Below are 19,715 nucleotides of genomic sequence, written 5' to 3' on the forward strand. Positions count from 1 at the left end.
GAGTCGTCACCCGGCGATGGCCGCGGAGAGCCGTCTGGCGAACTCTGTGTGACCGCGGGCGGACGGGTGCTTGTCGTCTGTGCCGAGGTCGATGTCCCATCGCAGCGCCGAGACGTAGCGCACCTTGGCCAAGCTGGCGGCTTCCTCAAGCGACGCATCGACCTTCGCTTCGCCCGTCACCGCGGGGACGTCCACCGGTCCGACCATGACGATGTCGAAGGCATCGAGCCCACGGAGCATCGAGCGGACCGCGGTCTGTTCGTCTTCGGCAGACGCTCCGACGTCGTTCAGCCCACCTTCGATGATCACCAGGTCGGGCTTCGTCGCGGCAACCCGGTCGACCCGAGACCCGAACGCGTTGTCCCCGCAGAATCCAGGGTTCGTGAACCCGGTGCCACCCTCCGCGAGGACGGTCACCGTCGCGTCCGTTTCGGCGGCGAAGACGTTGACCCACGCGTCGGTGCGGTCGGCCAGGCTGTCACCAGCGGCGTAGGAGTCGCCGATGACGGTGATCCGGAGCGGACCGGAACCGGTCACGTCCACGGTGCCGGCTGACCTTCCGTCCGCGCGGACCGACTCGCACGCTTGGTGGGTGGCGTACGACGCATGCAGCTTGTGCGCTCCGGCGATCAGCCCTGCTACTGCGACCACGGCACTTCCGATGACGATCGCTCGTTGGTTGGAGCGCTTCACATTCGGATTCTAGGAGGCGGTCAGTCGACTGCGCCGAACCCTGTCCGTCTCCCGCGCAGGGATGACGTGGCTGGCACCAGGCTGCGATTCCCGTCGAAGGACGTAGGCGGCGAGCGCCAGTGCGACGATCAGGCGATCCACGTTCCCCATCGGGCTGAACAGCAGGTCCCAGGCCCCGGCCAGGCAGCCGAAGGTCGCGAGGACGCCCCCTGTGCGAGTGAGCCCGATCGCCGAGGGGAGCGCGAAGAGCAGGTACGCGCCGATGATGGCAACGACGACGATTCCGCCGATCCCGAAGTGGTACCAGAGGTCGGCGGTCATCGAGTGGAGGTCGACCCGGCTGCCGAACACGTCGACGAGGAAGTAGTCGGAGGTGTAGTCACCGCCGACCGCTTGGACCCGCGCGATCGCCTCACGCGCGAGACCACCATTCGTGACCTCACCGATCCCGAAGCCCCACGGTTGAACCGAGAAGAGGTGGAGCGTGGCTGCCCACTCGGTACGAGCCGCCTCGACCCACGATCGGCCTGCGATGAACTGGTGCTGTGTCCGCAGCGCGATCGCTGCTCCGAGCAGCCCGGACTGCATCGCGACGATCGCCAACCGGGCAGCGATGAGCGCCGCGGCGATGATGGCGACGCTCCAGCGGACCGGGTGCTGAGCAAATCGTGCACGAGTCTTCGGGCCGATGAACGTCGCTGCCATCGCCAGGAGGGCGATCAGGGTCATGAAGCGCGCGTCACCAACCGCGCTGAGTGCTGCTGAGACGACCAGGATCGCGCGGGCCAGGAACAGCGAGTGCCCCCATGCGAACGCGAGCGCGAGCATCGTGGCGAAGATCCCGATGCTCCCCTTCCACGCCAGCGGCTCGTTGACGAGCGCACTCACCAATCCGCCCGCGAGCACCAGCGTCATTGCGGTCCGCTTGCTCACACCGGTGCTGGCCCAGATCACGAGCGCGAGGGTGATGGGGATCGAGTAGATCCACGCGATGAGGGTGGCCTGCACGAACACGTCACCCGGCGAGCCCGAGGTCACTGGAGTGTAAGCGCCGGTGATCAGGCCACTTGCCGTCGCCACGGTGGCTGCGGCGAACAGAACCGCGACGATGCGCTCGTTCAGGAGTGTGCGGGCAACGACCGGCGCGAGGACGAGCCCGAGCAGGAGACCCGGGGCGGGGAACAACGACAGCCCGGGGATCTTCACGACTGCGACGAAGAGCACCAGATACTGCAGGGAGCGTTGCAACGTCGACGCGCCGCTCGACTCGATGGCCTTGTTCATCTCCTGCTGACCCCCAGTCGTGCGTCCACTATGCCTCAGCTCGCTCGGATCGGCCGTGCGGGCACACCCGCAACGGTCTGCATCGGCGCCACGGAGCGTGTGACGACGGCTCCCGCCGCAACGACGGCACCGCGGCCCACCGTGACCCCAGGCAGGACCGTCACTCGGGCGCCGATCCACGCACCATCCTCGATCACGATGGGCTCGGCGGTCTCGCGGCCAGCGCGCTGGTCGGGGGTTCCGATCTCGTGCGAGCCGGTCACGAAGAGGCACTGCATTCCGATGCGGACTTTCCGGCCGATCGTGATCGGCGCCGAGCCGTCGAAGAAGCAGTCGTAGTTGATGAAGGTGCCTGCGCCGATCGACACATTCCGCGCGCCGAAGAAGCACCGCGCCTGTACGTAGGAGCGGTGCACGTCGAGACCGACGACGCGGAGCAGCCGCCAGCGAGCACGGGGGACCACCGCGGCACTGGCGACAACCGTGTTGAGCACGAGGTCTCGCGCTGCTCGGCGCAGTTCACGGCGAAGGCTGGTCACGAGGCCGATCATGCGTGGATCCGTTCTGCATCGGGGGTCGACCTGTTCCAGAGCCGAACGGCGACCGCCGCTGCGATCGCCTTGAGGACTGCCATGCCGACGAGGGCGATCACGAGTCCGTCGAGACCGAGCGTGAGGGTGAGGGCGAGCTGCGTCGCCAGGTCGATGCTGACGACGATCAAGCGGATCCTGTGCGGGACACTCGGTCGAGCGCCGAACCGGACGACGAGGAGCGCGGTGTCCAGCACGAGGTTACCGGCCAGGGCCGCACCGACAGGCACGAGGAACGCGGCGGTGTGGCTGTAGTTCGCGCCCGCCACGCCGGACGCAGCCACTGCCCAGCCGATGAGGCCCGAAACGACGACGCCCGCGAGGCCCGCGGCGACCCATCGCGTCGCTGCTCGTGAGCGAGCCGTCCCTGCGTTCTGGCCGAGGTCGCTCATGTGCACCAAGAGCAGCGGCGTCAGGGCCTGGATGAGGCTGAAGACCGGGGCGAAGACGACCGAGTACGCAAGTCGGATCCCGGTGGTCGCGGAGGGGACCGCGACGAGGTAGATGATCAGGATGCCGAGTTGGGATCCGAGCGCCGAGTAGAGCGCCTCGGCGGAGATGCGCGATGCAGTGCCGAGAAGCCCCGGAATCGGGGACGAGTGCGGGCGCGCGCGGAGGACAGCGAGCCACGATGCTCCGCACGCGACGGTGAGGCCGGTCATCCACAGGACGAGAACGGGAACATCGGTGCCGAGGAGGAGCAAGACCACCGCGACGATGGCGAAGGCGGCGTAGGGCAGGGCGCCCACGATCGCCGCGCGGAACCGGCGCTGCAGTGTGAGCAGGTAGTGCGGGCCGTCAGCGAGGACGATCAGCCCTGCGAGCACTGTCGGCGCCAGGGAAGCGGGGGTCAAACCGCTCGCGATCCAGATCGCGCTCGCCGCGGTGGCGATCAGCGCGAAGGTCACCGACGTGAGCGCAACCGCCCGACCGGACATCACCTGGTCGACGGGCAGGCCAGCTCGCGAGCCTGCCACGATCCGACCGTCCATCGCGAACGACCGAGCGCAGGCTGCAGCGATCACGCCGATCGCCGTCACGACGGTGAGCGCGGCGAAACTCCGTGTGCCGAGGGACGCGCTCGCGGTGATCGTGAAGAGGAAGAAAGCAGCCGACCACGAACCCTGATCGATGAGCCGGAGGACGACGGGGTGCTGCGGGAGCGCCCGGATCCGTGCGAGCGCCGTCATCGTCAGGACGTCCGATCGAGGGCTTCACGAAGGAGGCCCCGTTCGGCTTCGAGCAGCCGGTCCGTCGTCCAGACGGTGCTCGGACGGCGGGGAAGGGACGCAGCACGCAGGACTGCACCGGCGATCGTCCCGATCGAACGGGGTGCCGACCGGGGGACGGTCACGCCCGAGGCGTCGGCGTAGTCGAGGACGGCCGCGGCGCCGGTCCCGGCGAAGGCCACGACGGGCAAGCCGACCGAGGTGGCTTCGCCGACGACGCCGGAGCCGCCCTCACGCGCGGACAGGTGCACGAGCACATCCGCTGCGTGCATTTCACGGACGACGTCGTCGCGAGGGATCTGGCCGAGGAACTCGACACGGGACTCGACTCCGAGGCGACGAGCGAGGTCCAGAAGATCGTTCGTCTGGCCGGGAGCCGGCTTGCCGGCGATTCGGAGGCTAGCCATCGAGAGCTCCGGCGTCGCCAGGGCCGCGACGCTCAGCTCGATGCGCTTGAGCGGCACCAGGTTCCCCACTGACAGGATTCGGATGCCGTCGCGATGGCCTTCGCCACGGGCAGCGGTGTCCGGCTCGGTGGTGAGCGGGCGGGTGTTGGGGAACACGCGCGCTGCTGCTCCCACCGACCGCAGCCGGTCGGCCAGAGCCGACGACGTGACGAGCGTGAGTCCGACGCGACGGCCGGTCCGACTGGCGGCGATCGCGCTCAGGAAGTCGCGCAGCCGCTGCACGAGGTACCGGCTGCGCCAGTCCGTCGGCCGTGGTTCGTACAGGTAGGCGTCGGCGCGACCCGTCGAGCCGACGGGACCCCAGACGGTGTGGGCTCGTCGGCGGAGCCAGGTGATCGGGGCCGGGAGGAGCTCGCTGGCAAACGTGACGTGCCGCGCGAGGACGATCCGATCGAGGTCCACGACCCCGCGAACGGCGGTGGGAGTCCGCCATCCCCACACAATGTGTTCGATACGCGTCAGCCGATGGTGGCGGAGGGGCCGGGACCACAGCGGCTCCGGAGGGCTGATCAGCTGCAGTCGTGCGATGTCGACGCCATCGGCGCGCAACCGATCGGCGGTCGCGATCCGGGAGCGCTCGTTCATCACCGCGACGACGTCCAGATCTCGCTCCTCGGCAATCTGGAGCCAGGTCGTCACGTACTCCCACCCGATCGTCGGTTCACTGGGGAGTCGCGGATCGCAAGCGAATGCGGTCAGGACGACCACGGGGCGATCGGCACTCACCGCGTGCTCCGGACGAGTGCCCTGCTGTACCCGCTGAACCGACGGGCCGCGGGGCTTCCCGTTCCGTGTCGCACGGCGGCGACGAGCCCGCGGAGACCGAGGCCGGAAGCGACGACGGCGGTCCAGAGCCCCACGGAGCGGCGCGAGAGAGCGAGGTCGGTGGCGTAGAAGTCCCGCAGGTTCAGGACCCAGTCGGCGTTGACCGTCGTCGACGCTGACGAATCGCTCTGGCCGACCAGGTGCGTGGCGCGCGCCTCCGGGGCCAACCAAACTCGGCGCCCCGCGCGTCGGACCCGGTGGCAGAACTCGATGTCCTCGGCGTACATGAACCAGCGCTCGGAGAGCCCGCCGACTTCGTCCCACGTGCGTCGAGCGACGACGAAGCACGCACCGGTCACCCACTCCACGGGCATCGTGCCGTGGACCTGGCGAGGCAGGAGGTAGTGCCCCTCGAGGAGCGGGAGCCGCGCGCTCAGGCGGGACAGCCCGAAGTAGTGCGTGAACATCCGCCAGACGGTCGGCATCCGGCCGGCGGACACGATCCGTTGCGGGGCGGGCTGTTCGACGAACGGCGCGACCACATCACCGGGGTTCGACCCCAGCGCGTCACGGAGCACACGGATGCCGTGCGCCCCGATCTGTGCGTCGGGGTTGAGCAGCATGACGAGATCGCCGTTCGATCGGCGGACCCCCTCGTTCACCGCTCGTGCGAATCCGACGTTCTCGTGGTTCTCGATCAGGGTGGCCGACGGCCAGGCGCTCCGGACGACGTCGACGGTGTCGTCGGCCGATGCGTTGTCGATGACCACGAGTTCGAGGTCGTCGATCCCTGTCAGTCCATCGAGTGCGTCGAGGACGACACGGGCGCTGTTGAAGGTCACGATGACCACCGACAGGGTCGACTGGACGCGGTCATCAGTCGTCACGGTCGTCCTTCCGGCTCGTGCGCACCTGCGCTGGGACCCCTGCCACGACGGCGAACGCGGGGACATCCCGGGTGACCACCGCGCCGGCGGCCACGACGGCCCCGGACCCGATGGTGACGCCCTTGAGGATGATCGCGCCGGCTCCGATCCAGCAATCATCGCCGATGACGACGGGACTGCGGTCGTGGCCCTGCTCACGGATCGGGGCGACGCGGGAGTCGAACCGGTGGTTCTCGCTGACGACGGTCACGTTCGGTCCGAGCAGGCAGTCCTCGCCGATCGTGATGCCGCCCTGCCCCCAGATGACGTTCCCGCGTCCGACCGATGTCCGATCGCCGATGCGCACGCCGATTCCGGGCTCTGCGACGACACCGCTGCCGCGGATCTCGGCACTGGCGCCGACGGTGACGTTCTCGCCGAGCCACACACCGCGCTTCGCGAAGCCGTCGATCGTGACGTCACGGTTGAGTGAGGTGCCTCGGCCGATCCGGACGTACTGGGGGTGACGGATGACGACGCCACGTGCCCGGAAGCGCGGTCCGATGTCAGCGAACCGTCGGGGCAGCGTGAGCCCGCCGATCGCCTGGAGCCCCTTGACGGCTGCGAACTGGCGCAGGACTCGTGGCGGGACGTCGGCGCTCATCGGCCGACCGCGGAGTCGTGCGTAGAGGGTGTCCAAGATGCTCATCGGCGGGCGTTCTCCCTCTGGTAGCCGGCTCGGATCGCAGCGACCACGTCGGCCCACGGTCGGTTCCCTGGCGCCTGGCTGCTCTCGCGACGCCACGGGTGGTCGAGCTCCGCGGCGACGGCGTCGGCGATGGCCACGGTGTCACGCGGGTCGGCGTAGGTCACCGCGTCGCCGAGGACCTCGTGCAGCACAGGACGGTCGGATGCGATGACCGGGGCACCGCTCGCGAGCGCTTCGATCGGTGGTAACCCGTAGCCCTCGTCGAGCGACATGAACAGCATCATGCGGCACTGGCGGTACAGCCACGCGAGGCGTGCGTCGTCGACAGCCCCGGTGAACCGAACGGAGCCGTCCGTCACCGCCGTGCGCGCGGCGGCGGAGAGGGTCTCGGTGCGACCGTCTGGACTCCCCACCACCACGAGCGGGAAATCAGACGAAACGCGCCCGGACCGCACCACTGCGTCGATCACGGTCCCGACGTTCTTGCGGACGTTGAGCCGGCCGACGGTGAGGAGGAAGCGGCCAGGGTGCAGCTCCGGGTCCGCTTCCGTGCTCGCGTGCTCTCGTGTGATGGCGGTCGGGACGCCGAGGCCCGTTGACTCGACGCGCTGCAGTTCGGGGTTCCACGCCTTGATGCGTTCCACCTCGGTGCGCGAGGACGTGAAGACGATGTCGGCTCGGCGAGCGAACCGAGGGATCAAGCTGAGGTAGATCCGCTCCGTTCTCGTGAACCACTCTGGGTTCGACTGGAACAGCACGTCGTGCACGAAGACGCCGCTGTTCCGCGTGCCGGCGGCGAAGTTCTGCGCGAGCGTCGCGTCGAACGGCCCGAGGCGCCGATCGGTGTGTCGAAGAGCCACGCTGTTGATGAGCGGATGGAATCGCAGCGACGTACCAGTGAAGACGAGATCCGGCGACTCTGCGCGAGCGTGGGAGAGATCCACTGCGGGCACGACGAGGTGCAATTCGTCCGCTGGGAAGAACTGCCGCCATGCCCCGACGACCTCGCGGAGCACCATGTGGCCGGACGGCGGCCCGTTCATCCACCAGTAGCCGTCGAAAAGGACTCTCACGGCGAGTCCCCGGGAGGAAGCTGCCGGCGCAGGAGCGCTTCGTAGGCCGCGCAGACCTTGTCCCAGGAGTAGACATCGGCGGCGCGCTGCCGGCCGAGCTCCGACAGCTCCCGCCGTCGCACCGAGTCGTCCAGGACCGTGCGCAGCGCGGAGACGATCGCATCGGGTTCGGGTGCGGTGAACGCCCCGCTGTCGCCGAGCACCTCACGGTTGTAGACAGTGTCCCGTGCGACCACCGGAGCGCCGAGCGCCATGGCCTGCACGAGCGCGGGATTCGTGCCGCCGACGCTGTGCCCGTGGAAGTACGCGCCGGACCGTGCCCAGAGCGTGTGCAGGAGTTCGTCGTCGTTGACGTGTCCGAGCCAGTGGATCCGCTCGTGCGCATCAGCGAGCGCCTGGGCCTGTTGATCGAGCTCGCCCCCGAACCCCGACGACCCGACGATCACGACGTCGTGCGTGCGCGCGATTTCGGGCGCTGCCTCGAACAGCTCAGCGATGGTGTTCTCCGGGACGAACCGGGCGACGACGAGGACGTACTTCCCGTCCTCGAACGGCGTCGCGGCGTGAACAGAACGGGGATCGCCGCCGTAGGGGATGAAGTGACCGTCACGGCCGAAGCGCGCTGACCAGTGCATGCCGATCGCCTTGGCATCGACGATGATCTCGGTCGCCCAACGAGCAGTCATCCGGGCGCCCGTCCGGAACATCGTCCGCGCGAGATGTCCCCACTTCGCCCGTTCCCACTCGATCCCGTCGACGTTCACGATGGTGGCGATCCCTCGGGCGCGGAGCAGGGGGAGCCAGAACCCGTTGGCGACGTTCATCACGAGCGCGACGTCGGGTCGTGTCCACAATGCGTGCAACGAGGACGTGAGCCCGAAGGTCAAGGTGCTGAGGGACTTGCTCTGCAGGCCTCGCGTGACGATCGAGCGAACTCGGGGGTCGGCCTCGAACTCGTCGTCGGTCGTGCCGGGCCGGCCGTAGACGGTGACGTCCCAACCGCTGGCCGCGAGGTGCGGCGCGATGTGGCGCACAGCGGTCTCGAAGCCGCCGTAGAAGCTGGGGTAGCCACGCGTGCCGATGATCGCCACCGATGGAAGACCTGTGCCAGTCAACTTGCCCCTCATCACGACCGAAGTCCGCTCGGTCGCTCTCCGGAGCAGTCGGCGGGTCGAACATAGCAAACGCGAGCACCTCTCTTTGCTTTCACGCGCGCTGATATCCCGGAACGCGGCCACGTCTCCGGAGGACGTCGACCCGGCCTCCTAAGCTGAGGCCATGTCGGACGCATCCGAGTCTCGACGTGCTGCTCGGACCCGGGGGCCTCGACGTCGCTGGCTCCTGTGGGGCGTCCTCTTCATCGTCCTGCTCGTGATCGCCGCGGTCGCCTGGGTGACGATCCGCGGGGTGCAGGCGAAGCAGGACCTCGAATCGTCCGTCGCGCACGTCGACACCCTGCGGTCGCAGTTGGCGAAGGGCGACACCGCAGCTGCACAGCGCACGGCGGTGCAGCTCGAGTCGAGTGCCGCTGACGCCCGGGCGAAGACGAGCGACCCGGTGTGGGCCGTCTTCGAGCACACGCCGTTCATCGGCGGCAACCTCCGCGCCGTCCGACAGGTGTCCGCGATCGTGGACGACGTGGCGAGCGACGCCGTCCGTCCGGTCGCCGGGGTCCTGGGTGACGTCGACGTCGACGCGTTCAAGCCCGAGGGCGGCAAGATCGACCTGCAGCCGCTCGTGGCGGCGCAGCCGGCGGTCGCGAAGGCGACCACCGCGCTCAGCAAGGCGACCAGGGCAGCCGACCGGATCGACACCGGTGACACCGTGTCGGCGGTGACGGACGCGGTGAACCAGCTCCGGGCCTCCTTGGCGTCGGTCTCGGAACAGGCGGCCGTCGCCGACAAGGTGGTGCAGCTGGCGCCGGCGATGCTCGGCGAGGGCGGTGCGAAGCAGTACCTCGTGCTCTTCCAGAACAACGCGGAGTTGCGTGCCGGCGGGGGGATCCCCGGCGCGGTGGCGTTGCTGGACGTCCGCGACGGTGCGATCTCACTCGGGCAGCAGGCGTCGACGTCGGACTTCCCGCAGACCGACGACCCGGTGCTGCCGCTCACCACGGAGACGCAGGGCCTGTACGGCTCGATCACGGGGGAGTTCATCCAGGACGTGACTTTGACGCCACGCTTCGACACCTCGGCGAAGCTGGCACGGGAGATGTGGAAGCAGCAGTTCGGGCAGCGGGTCGACGGCGTGCTGTCGATCGACCCCGTGACGCTCGGCTACATCCTGAAGGCGACGGGTCCGGTCACGCTGGCGACGGGGGACCAGCTGACATCGGACAACGCCGTGCAGCTGCTGCTGAGCGAGGCGTACGCGAAGTACCCGGACCCCACCGTGCAGGACGCCTTCTTCGCGTCGGCAGCCAGCGCGGTGTTCACGAAGGTCTCCGAGGGCGGCTTCGACCCGAAGGAGTTCGTCGCGGCGCTGACGACCGGGGTCGACGAGGGACGGGTCAAGCTCTGGAGCGCCGACAAGAGCGAGCAGTCGGAGCTCACCGGGACCGCCATCGCGGGGGGACTGCCGACCAGCGACACGAGCTCACAGCAGTTCGGTGTGTACCTCAACGACGCCACCGGCGCGAAGATGGACTACTACCTCAAGAAGACCGTGTCGGTCGGCAGTGAGGTGTGCCGGAAGGACGGCCGACCGACGTGGACGGTCGAGGTCACGTTGAAGAGCACCGCCCCGGCGGACGCGGCGACGAGCCTGCCGGAGTACGTCACAGGGGCCGGAGCATTCGGCGTGGCGCCCGGCGCAGTCCGGACAAACGTCGCCGTCTACGCCCCCTCTTCAGGGGTGTACGTCACATCCACTCAGGATGGCAAGACGGCGTCCCCGCAGACGGCGACGGACGGCGTCCATCCCGTCGCGCAGTTCCAGACCACCCTCTCACCAGGGAAAAGCACGACGATCCGGGTTCAGTACCTGGGCGGCGTCGACCAGGGGCGGACCGCGGTCGACGCGGTGTCGACCCCCGGTGTTCACCAGTCGGTTACAAAGCCCCTGGCCAGCAGCTGTGAATCCCCGGTAGATTGAGCGAACTTCGCCATCGCGCCTGCAAGTACTCGGGGCTGGTCGCACTTCCATCCGCGCGAAGCCATCAGGGTCTAGGGGACACATCCATGAAGAAGATCATCGCTGCGGTCGTCCTGGCCGCTGCTGCGTTCGTTGCCGTTCCGTCCGCTGCCAACGCCGCTGGCTACGTGCCCGCGTCGAACGTCAGCGTCTCGGGCTCGGCCGTTTCCGGTGGCACCGCGACCGTCGGCTTCGCCGCCGGTTCGTTCGTCGCGAACGAGACGGTCTCCGTCTCCGTGACCGGTGCTGGCGCGGTCACGCTGGGCGCGCTGCCCATCACCACCGTCTCCAAGACCTACACGGCGTCGTCGACCGGTGCCGCTGCGGTCTCCGTCACGCTGCCGCAGGGCGCGTCGGGCACCTACTCGCTCACCGCGACCGGCGCCACCTCGGGCAACGTGGCCACCTCGGCCCTGACGGTCGTCCCGGCCGACGGCACCGCCGTCGTCCCGGCCGCTGCTGCCGGCACCAACGGCAACGGCGAGCTCGCCTTCACCGGTTCCACGATCTCGATGCTCGCGATCTGGGTCGCCGGCGGCGCCGTCGTCCTCGGTGGTGGCCTGCTGCTGGTCCGCACCTCGGTCCGTCGTCAGCGCGAGTCCGTCTGAGTCTCGAGCGACTGAACGAAGCCCCCGGAGCGCATCGCTCCGGGGGCTTCGTCGTGTCCGTGTGTCAGTGACGCCGTCGGTGCGCCGCCCACGACAGCACCAGCACCCCGAGCAGCGAGCCCAGAACCGCACCCAGCCCGTTCGCCAGGACATCGGCCAGTGACGCGGTGCGCGCGGGCAGGAAGAGCGCCTGGCCGGTCTCGATGCCGACGCTGACGACGACGCCCGCAGCCGCACCGGCCCACCACCACCGAGCGCCCGCGAGCAGGACCACGAGCAGACCCAGCGGGACGAAGAAGAGCACGTTCGACAGCGACTCGATCGTGCCGTAGCCGAACCAGTCGGGGGCCCCGTGGCGATGGGCGGCCGTGATCACCCGGTCGAGCGTCGGACCGGCTGCCGCGTCGACGGGTGAACCCCAGAACCCGACCAGCGCCACCGCGACGCCGTAGGCGGCGGCCAGCCACGTCGCGACCCGACGGCTGCGTCCGGTGGCTGGGGCGTGCCCTGGATCGCGGGGACTGTCGGAGGTCACCCGACCGACGGTAGTGAGTCGGGCCTCCCGGATGGGCGTCTCCGTCATTCCGTGACGCATCTCGGAGGTCCGGAAAACGAGTACCCCGATCTGGCGCGTGTACCCCGGAAAGACGTCACACCGCCCCGGAAACCCGGGGGGCACCGATGGGCCGCATTGACAGAACCCGTGAATCAACGGGCATCGCTGGCGGTTCGGGCCGCGGTTCTCGTAGCGTTCTGGTGTCAGCAGATGTACCCCGGATCGTGAAGGAGAGCGACATGAGCATCACCGTCAACAACGCGACGCAGGCCGAGGTCACCCTCGACACCGACACGGTCGACACCATCGCGATCCTCGAAGCCGACGCGGCGCCCTCGACCCGTCCGACCCGCGCCAAGGTCACCTGGGTGCAGGAAGACCAGGGCGAGTGGATCGCTGGCTACGGCGGGTACTTCGGCGGCAGCGTCGACAAGCGCGACGGCCGCTTCGTCGCCTCGGACACCTTCGGCCTGGTGGTCGGTGAGTTCGCATCGCTGGAAGAAGCGCAGACCAAGCTCGAGGACCAGCTCCACGTCATGCTCCCGTCGGTCATCCGACCGGTGGAGTAGGCGCCACCGGCGCCGCGGCGCCACCGGACCGCCGGCACCGTCGGCGCCCGTTCCACCACGCACCATCGGCGTCCGCGACGCCCGCAGCACCAGCACGCAGCACCAGCACGCAGCACAGCCCGAAGGAGCACGACCATGAGCATGACCGCCGATCACCACCAGCAGACCGAAGTGACGCTGGACACCCGGACGATCGAGGTCATCGCCGAGATCGAGGCGCAGGTCGTCGCCGACACCGCGCCGGCTCGCGTCCGCATCAGCTGGGCGCAGCCCGACACCGGGCTCTGGGTCGCGAACTACGGCGGGTACTACGGCGGCACCGTCGACCGGCAGGGCACGCACTTCTTCGTCGCCGACACCTTCGGCGAGTACGTGGGGGACTTCCGCTCCCTCGACGAGGCGAAGGCCCGTTTGGCCGCGCGGCTGCACGTGCTGCTGCCGGACGTGATCCGCGCCACCGCCTGATCCGGACCACGCTCGAACCCCTGAAACCCCACCGGATCCCGGTGGGGTTTTGCTGTGCCCCGAGCGGGTGACGCGGCCCTGAGTCGCGCCTACCCCCACAACGAGTGGTCCCCCCTATTGGGGACCCGCCCCGTCCCCACTTCGGTATCGAGACCTGCCAGTATCGACCCGGCGCCAACGACCGTTCTCCCTGAACCGACGGCCGTTGATCAGCGCCCGCATCGTCTCGACCCGAAAGTGATCATGCTGCCTGGAAACCAGGGCACCGCTGTGCCTCGACGCCGCTTCGGCGTCCGAACCGTCGCCATGTTCGGTGCCGCCCTGCTCGTCGGCGCCGGTCTCTCGACGACCACGGCGGTCATCGCCGCCGAGCCCGCCTCGGCCGTCACCGCGATCTCGAACGGTGCACTGGTGTGCGACCAGAACACGCTCTACGCCATCGACGGCACGGGCAAGGTCGTCGCGGTGGACATCACCACGGGTGACTCCAAGGGCACGACCGCCGACGTCACCAACCTCGGCACCGGCGCGAACAACGGCCTCGGCATCTCGCGTGAGGGCCTGTCGATGTTCGCCGCGTCGAACAACGTCAGCGCCACGCTGCGGCAGTACGACCCGAAGACCAACGTCGCGTCGGATCCGATTGCCACGGACAAGACACGGACCGTGATCCGCGGTGCGGTCAACCCGAAGAACGGCATCTACTACTACGGCGACAACACCGGGTGGCTCGGTGCCTACGACCCCGCGACCAAGACGTACCTCGGTCAGGTCGGACAGATCAACGGTCTGAAGGCCGGCAACGGTGACTTCGCGTTCAGCTCGCGCGGCCTGTTCTTCGTCGTGGCGGCCGACACGGTCTACCGCGTCAACACCGACGAGGTCCCGAGCACCTCGGGCAGCACGGTCATGACCACGTCCGCGATCGCGACCCTGCCGGCGGGCACCAGCAGCCCGGGCATCGCGTTCTCGTCCGACGGCTACCTGTACGTCTCGAACACCGTGACCGCGAACAGCGTCTCCACGACCACGATCTACCAGCTCGACCCCACCTCGGGTGCGCAGGTCCGCAGCTTCCCCATCGTCGGCAACTACGCCGCCAGCGACCTGGCCAGCTGCAACTACGCCGACACCGTCACCGGTGAGTCGAGCGTCGACAAGCGCTGGAACACGGGCGACCAGTTCGGCCTCGCCATCACCGGCGGCGGCATCGACCCCACCAAGAGCGGCACCTCGGCCACGACGACCGGCCAGAGCACCGGCACCCAGTCGCAGCGCGCCGGCGCCGTCCTGAGCACGCCGAACAAGGACTACACGGTCACGCAGACCGCCTCGGGCACCACCGACCTGGCGAACTACGACACGTCGTGGGTGGCGCTGAACCAGACCACCAGCGCGGTCATCGCGAAGGGCACCGGGAACACCGGCACCTTCACGTTCCCCGCAGCCACGACCGCCGACGGCACCGACGTCATGGTGACCTTCACCAACACGCTCAAGGCTGTCCACGTCACCACGACCTCGGACACCGGCAACACGCCGAACGGCACCACGCTGACGGTGCCCGCGTCCAAGGGCGTCCTGTCGAACGACAGCGGCACCGGCCTGTCCGTCGTGTCGAACACCACGCCCGCCCACGGCACCGCGACCGTGAAGCCCGACGGCTCCTACACGTACACCCCGGCCGACGGCTTCTCGGGCACGGACACCTTCCAGTACACGGCGAAGGACTCCTCCGGCCAGACGTCGACCAGCACCGTGACGATCACCGTCGCCCCGGCGGGCACCGACGACGCGTTCACCGTGCACACCGGCCAGACCGCCACCGCGGACGCCAAGACGGGTCTGCTCGCGAACGACCACGGCACCGGCCTGACGGTCACGGGCAACACGAAGCCCGCCCACGGTGACCTGACCGTCGAGAAGGACGGTTCGTACTCGTACACCCCGACCGCCGGTTACTCGGGCGCGGACTCCTTCACCTACACGGCGAAGGACGGCGACGGCGCGCCGATCAGCGGCACGGTCACCATCACGGTGCTGCCGACCGCGGGCGCCGACACGATCACCGCGACGGCGGGGGCCACCACCTCCGGCACCGCCTCCGGTCTGCTCGCCAACGACCTCGGCTCGGACCTGACGGTGACGGGCAGCACCAAGCCGTCGCACGGTGACGCCGTCGTCGCGAAGGACGGCAGCTACACCTACACGCCCACCACCGGCTACTCCGGCCCCGACTCCTTCACGTACACCGTCACCGACGGCACCGGAGGGACCGACACTGTGACCGTGACCGTGAACGTCGCCCCGCTGGCGAAGGACGACACCGTCCGCGTCGCCGCCGGCAACACCTACACCGCCGACACCCGTGCCACCGGCGTCCTGGGCAACGACCTCGGCACCGGTCTGACGATCTCGTCGAACACCAAGCCCGCGCACGGCGAGCTCACCCTCGACAAGGCAACCGGTGCGATCACCTACACGCCGGCCGACGGCTTCTCGGGCACGGACTCGTTCCGGTACACCGCGACGGACACCGCTGGTGCGCCGACGACCGCCACGGTGACCATCACGGTCAACCCGACGATCGCGAACGACACCACGACGACGAGCGCCGGTACCCCGGTGAACGTCGACGTGCAGCACAACGACCGCGGCACGGACCTGGTCACCACGATCGTCACCGGTCCGGCGAACGGCACCGCCGTGGTGGCCGAGGACGGCACCGTCGAGTACACGCCGACGGGTGACTTCTCCGGCACCGACTCGTTCACCTACACCGTGACCGACGGCTCGAAGGTCACCACCGGCCCGGCGACGGTCACCGTCACCGTCAAGCCGGTCGCGAACGGCGACACGGTGGCGACGAAGTCCGGCGAGACGCTGACCATCGCGCCGGAGACGCTCACCGGCAACGACAAGGGAACGAAGCTGACCGTCGCCGACGCGGCCGCCGTGCCGGACGCCGCCGGCACGACGCACGGCGACGTCACGATCGACCCGACCACCGGCACGATCACGTACGCGCCGAAGCCCGGCTTCTCGGGCACCGACACCGTCACCTACACGGTGCGGGACGACTCCGGCCAGACCACGACCGGCACGATCACCGTCGTCGTCGGCCCGATGGCCACCCCGGACACCGCGACCGCCACTGCCGGCACCACGCTGACCGTGGGCGGGGACGGCGACGACCGCACGGGCGTGCTCGCGAACGACGAGGGCACGAAGCTCACCGCCACGGTCGACCTCGAGCCCGCGAATGGCGACCTCGAGCTGGCGGAGGACGGGTCGTACAAGTACACCCCGAACGACGGCTTCTCGGGCACGGACACCTTCACCTACACGGCGAAGGACCCCTCCGGCGGGACGGCCACGGGTGTGGTGACCATCACGGTCAAGCCCGGCACCGAGTCAGACGAGATCACGGTCAAGGCAGGCGGCAGCAAGACGGTCACCTCCGCCGACCTGACCGGCAACGACCACGGCACCGGCTTGTCCGTGCTCGACATCCCCGTCGGCAAGAGCGGTACGAACGGCACCGCGGTCCGGAACGACGACGGCACCGTCACGTACACGCCGAAGCCGGGCTTCTCCGGCACCGACGAGTTCACGTACACGGTCACCGACCGCAACGGCCTCACGAACACCGGCACGGTCTCCGTCCGGGTCACCCCCGTCACGGCGGGTGGCTCCACGACCACCGACGCCGACGGTTCCATCGCCGTCCCGGCCGACAAGGGCGTGCTCGACGGTGCCACCGGCACCGACCTGCACGTCACGGACAACGCCGACCCGTCGCACGGTGACGTCGTCGTCGACGAGGACGGCGGCTACACCTACACGCCGAAGCCCGGTTACTCCGGCCCGGACTCGTTCGACTACACCGTCACCGACGGCGCCGGTGGCACCACGACCGGCACCGTGACGATCGTCGTCGCACCGAAGGCCGTCGCTGACGCCACGACCACCACCGCCTCGACCCCGGTCGACGTCCTGGTGACGGGCAACGACTCCGGCACGAAGCTCACCGTCACCGCGGTCACCAAGCCCGGTCACGGCGAGGCCGCGATCACCGGAGGCGGAGCCGGAACCGGCAACACCGGCACCGTCACCGGCACCGGCACCGGCACCGTCACGTACACGCCGGCCGACGGCTTCTCCGGCACGGACACGTTCACCTACACGGTGACCGACCCGACCGGCGGCACCGCGACGGCGAAGGTCACGGTGACGGTCGAGCCCGTCGCCGTCGCGGACACCGTGCACACCACCGCGGGCACGGCGCTGGCGATCGCCGGCACGACGCTGACGGCCAACGACCACGGCACGACGCTCACGGTCACCGGCCACGGTGACGCCGCACACGGCGACGTGACCAAGGGCACCGAGCCCGGCTCGCTCGTCTACCTGCCGAAGAAGGGCTTCTCCGGCACGGACACGTTCACGTACACCGTCACGGACGGCTCCGGCCAGACCACCACGGCGACCGTCACCGTCCTGGTCGGCACCATGGCGACGCCCGACACCGGCCGCACCGCCACCAACGGCACCGTGACCGCCACCGTCGGCACGGGCGTCCTGTCCGACGACGAGGGCACCGACCTGTGGGCGAAGACCGACCGCAAGCCGGCACACGGCACCGTGGTGCTGGCGAAGGACGGCTCGTACGTCTACACGCCGGAGCACAACTGGTCCGGCATCGACACCTTCACCTACACGGCGGTCGACCGCGACGGCAACACCGCGACCGGCCTCGTCACGATCACCGTCACCCCGACGGCGACGAACGACAAGGCAGCCACGAAGGCCGGCAAGCCGGTCACCGTCGCCGGCCCCGGTGTGCTCGGCAACGACCACGGCAGCGACCTGACGGTCGTGACCTCCGGCAAGGCGGAGCACGGCACGGTCTCGATCGCCGCGGACGGCACGTTCGTCTACACCCCGGCGAAGGGCTTCTCCGGCACCGACACCGTGACCTACCGGGCACAGGACGGCTCGGGTCAGCAGGTCGACGCCACCGTCACCGTCACCGTCGGCATCGACGCGACGAAGGACGCCGGCCACACCATCGCCGGCACGCCGATCGCCCGCGACGCCGCCCACGGTCTGCTCACCAACGACCAGGGCACCCGCCTCACCGCAGCGCTGGACCGCAAGCCGGCCCACGGCACGGTGACGGTCCAGCCCACCGGCGCGTACGTCTACACCCCGGCCGCCGGCTTCACCGGCACGGACACCTTCACCTACACGGTGACGGACGCCTCGGGGCAGACCACCACCGCCACCGCCACGATGACGGTCGTCGCCGCCGCGGTCGCGAAGGACGACTCCGCCACCGGGACCGTCGGGCACCAGGTCACGATCGACCCGCTCGACAACGACTCCGCCTCGGGCGGCGCCACCTTCGAGACGGGCACCCTGCACCTGATCGACCCGGAGACGGGCAAGCAGTCCGACCGCGTCGTCGTCAGCCACGAGGGCACCTGGACCGTCCGCGACGGCAAGGTCGTCTTCACCCCGGCGAAGGGCCACACCGGCACCGCGTTCATCGGCACCGCGTTCATCGGGTACACGGTGACGGACAGCAACGGCCAGACGGTGACGGCGACCATCACGGTCACCTACCCGACCGGCATCGCGGCAGCGGTCCACACCGCGGAGCTCGCCTTCACCGGTGCGACCGGTCTCGTCGGCCTCGGCCTCGCGGCGATCGCGCTGCTCCTGGCCGGCGTGCTGCTCGTGACGCGTCGCCGCATCGCGGCGGGCATCGCAGCCGCCCCGGGGATCCGACGCAGCGCGCGTCCGTAACCACCGCGGTCGACCGGGAGGCCCGGATCACGTCAGCCGACAGGCGCACGTGATCCGGGCGTCCCGTCTTCCTGCCCTGGTCGCGTGCGCGCGCGGCCGCGCGTCGACCCGCCGCTACGCCACGGGCTCGATGAGCTGCGGGCCGTCGTTCTTCACGCTGTTCACGGTGCGGGCGACCTCGTACTGCTCCAGGCCGGCCGCGACCGTCAGCGACTCGTGGTCGAGCAGGGCCAGCAGGTCGTCGGTGCCGAGGCCCCCGGCGCCACCGGTGCCGCCGCCGAGCCAGTCGTCGTAGCCGTCGGGCGTCAGGAACGCCGGCATGCGGTCGTGCACCTCGCCCGGTGCCACGTGGGCGTCGCGCGTGATGATCGCCAGCGACAGCCGCCACTTGTTTGGGTCGCCTTCGGGCTTCGTCGGGTCCGGCCAGGCGCTCACGACCCCGGCCATCGCCAGGGCGCCACCGGGCTCGTGGACGAAGTGGGGCTCCTTGCCGTCCTCGCGCACCACCCACTCGTAGTAGCCCTGCGCCGGCACGATGCAGCGGTTCGTCGCGAAGGCCCGCTTGAACATGCCGCTCGTCGCGACCGTCTCGATGCGGGCGTTGATCGGCTTCGGGCGCTGCTTCTGGAAGTCCTTCGCCCAGCTCGGCACGAAGCCCCAGCTGATCTGCGGCAGCTCGCGCTCGCCGTGCCGCTGGCGCACCGCGGACACGGGGTCGGTCGGGGCGACGTTCCAGCTCGGCACCAGGCCCGTCCCCACGACGCCGGTGTCCTGGTCCACGTGCTCGGTCCGGCCGGCGAGCTCACCGAGGAGCTCGGGCAACAGATCGGCCGTGGTGTCGGAGACGACGAACCTTCCACACATGTGCCCAGTGTGCCCCGTGCCCCCGACAGTCGCG

At 69.6% G+C, this 19,715-nt stretch carries 16 protein-coding genes; 5 read left to right on the plus strand and 11 right to left on the minus strand.

Annotated elements, in window-relative coordinates; all coding sequences use genetic code 11:
* Positions 1 to 6: 6 nt before the first annotated feature.
* From EDF40_RS01715 to EDF40_RS01755, 9 genes are all read right to left on the minus strand, one after another.
* Positions 7 to 537 carry an SGNH/GDSL hydrolase family protein gene (locus tag EDF40_RS01715; RefSeq protein WP_185002653.1) on the minus strand — a complete coding sequence of 177 codons (531 nt, stop codon included), beginning with the start codon at positions 535 to 537 and terminating at the stop codon, positions 7 to 9.
* Between the two features lie 165 nt (positions 538 to 702).
* Entirely contained in the window at positions 703 to 1,977 is a 1,275-nt protein-coding gene (locus tag EDF40_RS01720; RefSeq protein WP_123340099.1) for a hypothetical protein, read from the minus strand.
* Positions 1,978 to 2,012: 35 nt separating this feature from the next.
* Positions 2,013 to 2,528 carry a DapH/DapD/GlmU-related protein gene (locus EDF40_RS01725; RefSeq protein WP_123340100.1) on the minus strand — a complete coding sequence of 172 codons (516 nt, stop codon included), beginning with the start codon at positions 2,526 to 2,528 and terminating at the stop codon, positions 2,013 to 2,015.
* On the minus strand, positions 2,525 to 3,757 hold the full coding sequence (locus tag EDF40_RS01730; protein ID WP_123340101.1) for a hypothetical protein: 1,233 nt from the start codon (positions 3,755 to 3,757) through the stop codon (positions 2,525 to 2,527). The genes EDF40_RS01725 and EDF40_RS01730 overlap by 4 nt, the downstream gene beginning before the upstream one ends.
* A gap of 2 nt (positions 3,758 to 3,759) precedes the next feature.
* Positions 3,760 to 4,902, minus strand: coding sequence for a glycosyltransferase (locus tag EDF40_RS01735; protein WP_148053852.1), 1,143 nt, complete (start codon positions 4,900 to 4,902; stop codon positions 3,760 to 3,762).
* 83 nt (positions 4,903 to 4,985) lie between these two features.
* Positions 4,986 to 5,915 (minus strand): glycosyltransferase family 2 protein, encoded by a 930-nt coding sequence (locus EDF40_RS01740; RefSeq protein WP_185002655.1) that lies wholly within the window; start codon positions 5,913 to 5,915, stop codon positions 4,986 to 4,988.
* Positions 5,905 to 6,603 carry an acyltransferase gene (locus tag EDF40_RS19450; RefSeq protein ID WP_260213145.1) on the minus strand — a complete coding sequence of 233 codons (699 nt, stop codon included), beginning with the start codon at positions 6,601 to 6,603 and terminating at the stop codon, positions 5,905 to 5,907. Before EDF40_RS19450 ends, EDF40_RS01740 begins: the two co-directional genes overlap by 11 nt.
* Complete coding sequence (locus EDF40_RS01750) at positions 6,600 to 7,676, minus strand: glycosyltransferase family 1 protein (protein WP_148053853.1); 1,077 nt, start codon at positions 7,674 to 7,676, stop codon at positions 6,600 to 6,602. Before EDF40_RS01750 ends, EDF40_RS19450 begins: the two co-directional genes overlap by 4 nt.
* Positions 7,673 to 8,791, minus strand: a complete 1,119-nt coding sequence (locus EDF40_RS01755; protein ID WP_260236168.1) for a glycosyltransferase — start codon at positions 8,789 to 8,791, stop codon at positions 7,673 to 7,675. The genes EDF40_RS01750 and EDF40_RS01755 overlap by 4 nt, the downstream gene beginning before the upstream one ends.
* A gap of 163 nt (positions 8,792 to 8,954) precedes the next feature.
* On the opposite strand from EDF40_RS01755, the gene EDF40_RS01760 reads away from it, so the two are divergent.
* Both EDF40_RS01760 and EDF40_RS01765 read left to right on the plus strand, forming a co-directional pair.
* Positions 8,955 to 10,769 (plus strand): DUF4012 domain-containing protein, encoded by a 1,815-nt coding sequence (locus tag EDF40_RS01760; protein WP_123340106.1) that lies wholly within the window; start codon positions 8,955 to 8,957, stop codon positions 10,767 to 10,769.
* 86 nt (positions 10,770 to 10,855) lie between these two features.
* Positions 10,856 to 11,416: a sortase gene (locus EDF40_RS01765; protein WP_123293616.1), complete on the plus strand. Its 561-nt coding sequence runs from the start codon at positions 10,856 to 10,858 to the stop codon at positions 11,414 to 11,416.
* A 64-nt stretch (positions 11,417 to 11,480) separates the two neighbouring features.
* Here the strand turns inward: EDF40_RS01765 and EDF40_RS01770 are convergent, their stop codons facing one another.
* Positions 11,481 to 11,951, minus strand: a complete 471-nt coding sequence (locus EDF40_RS01770; RefSeq protein ID WP_185002659.1) for a VanZ family protein — start codon at positions 11,949 to 11,951, stop codon at positions 11,481 to 11,483.
* A 260-nt stretch (positions 11,952 to 12,211) separates the two neighbouring features.
* On the opposite strand from EDF40_RS01770, the gene EDF40_RS01775 reads away from it, so the two are divergent.
* The 3 genes from EDF40_RS01775 to EDF40_RS01785 all read left to right on the plus strand — a co-directional run bounded on the left by EDF40_RS01775 (position 12,212) and on the right by EDF40_RS01785 (position 18,817).
* Positions 12,212 to 12,541, plus strand: coding sequence for a hypothetical protein (locus tag EDF40_RS01775; protein ID WP_123340108.1), 330 nt, complete (start codon positions 12,212 to 12,214; stop codon positions 12,539 to 12,541).
* A 135-nt stretch (positions 12,542 to 12,676) separates the two neighbouring features.
* The gene (locus EDF40_RS01780) at positions 12,677 to 13,006 is read left to right on the plus strand and encodes a hypothetical protein (RefSeq protein WP_185002661.1); all 330 of its coding nucleotides are present in this window, start codon (positions 12,677 to 12,679) and stop codon (positions 13,004 to 13,006) included.
* A 306-nt stretch (positions 13,007 to 13,312) separates the two neighbouring features.
* Complete coding sequence (locus tag EDF40_RS01785) at positions 13,313 to 18,817, plus strand: Ig-like domain-containing protein (protein ID WP_185002664.1); 5,505 nt, start codon at positions 13,313 to 13,315, stop codon at positions 18,815 to 18,817.
* Between the two features lie 114 nt (positions 18,818 to 18,931).
* Here EDF40_RS01785 and EDF40_RS01790 read toward each other — a convergent pair whose 3' ends face one another.
* Complete coding sequence (locus tag EDF40_RS01790) at positions 18,932 to 19,681, minus strand: SOS response-associated peptidase (protein WP_123340110.1); 750 nt, start codon at positions 19,679 to 19,681, stop codon at positions 18,932 to 18,934.
* Between the last annotated feature and the right edge of the window lie 34 nt (positions 19,682 to 19,715).

The organism is Curtobacterium sp. PhB170 (assembly GCF_003752345.1).
Lineage (GTDB): Bacteria > Actinomycetota > Actinomycetes > Actinomycetales > Microbacteriaceae > Curtobacterium.

Coding starts and splice junctions, on each gene's coding strand:
- EDF40_RS01720 (WP_123340099.1), bottom strand. CDS start 1,977: ATGAACAAGGCCATCGAGTCGAGCGGCGCGTCGACGTTGCAACGCTCC.
- EDF40_RS01725 (WP_123340100.1), bottom strand. CDS start 2,528: ATGATCGGCCTCGTGACCAGCCTTCGCCGTGAACTGCGCCGAGCAGCG.
- EDF40_RS01730 (WP_123340101.1), bottom strand. CDS start 3,757: ATGACGGCGCTCGCACGGATCCGGGCGCTCCCGCAGCACCCCGTCGTC.
- EDF40_RS19450 (WP_260213145.1), bottom strand. CDS start 6,603: ATGAGCATCTTGGACACCCTCTACGCACGACTCCGCGGTCGGCCGATG.
- EDF40_RS01760 (WP_123340106.1), top strand. CDS start 8,955: ATGTCGGACGCATCCGAGTCTCGACGTGCTGCTCGGACCCGGGGGCCT.
- EDF40_RS01765 (WP_123293616.1), top strand. CDS start 10,856: ATGAAGAAGATCATCGCTGCGGTCGTCCTGGCCGCTGCTGCGTTCGTT.
- EDF40_RS01775 (WP_123340108.1), top strand. CDS start 12,212: ATGAGCATCACCGTCAACAACGCGACGCAGGCCGAGGTCACCCTCGAC.
- EDF40_RS01780 (WP_185002661.1), top strand. CDS start 12,677: ATGAGCATGACCGCCGATCACCACCAGCAGACCGAAGTGACGCTGGAC.
- EDF40_RS01785 (WP_185002664.1), top strand. CDS start 13,313: ATGTTCGGTGCCGCCCTGCTCGTCGGCGCCGGTCTCTCGACGACCACG.
- EDF40_RS01790 (WP_123340110.1), bottom strand. CDS start 19,681: ATGTGTGGAAGGTTCGTCGTCTCCGACACCACGGCCGATCTGTTGCCC.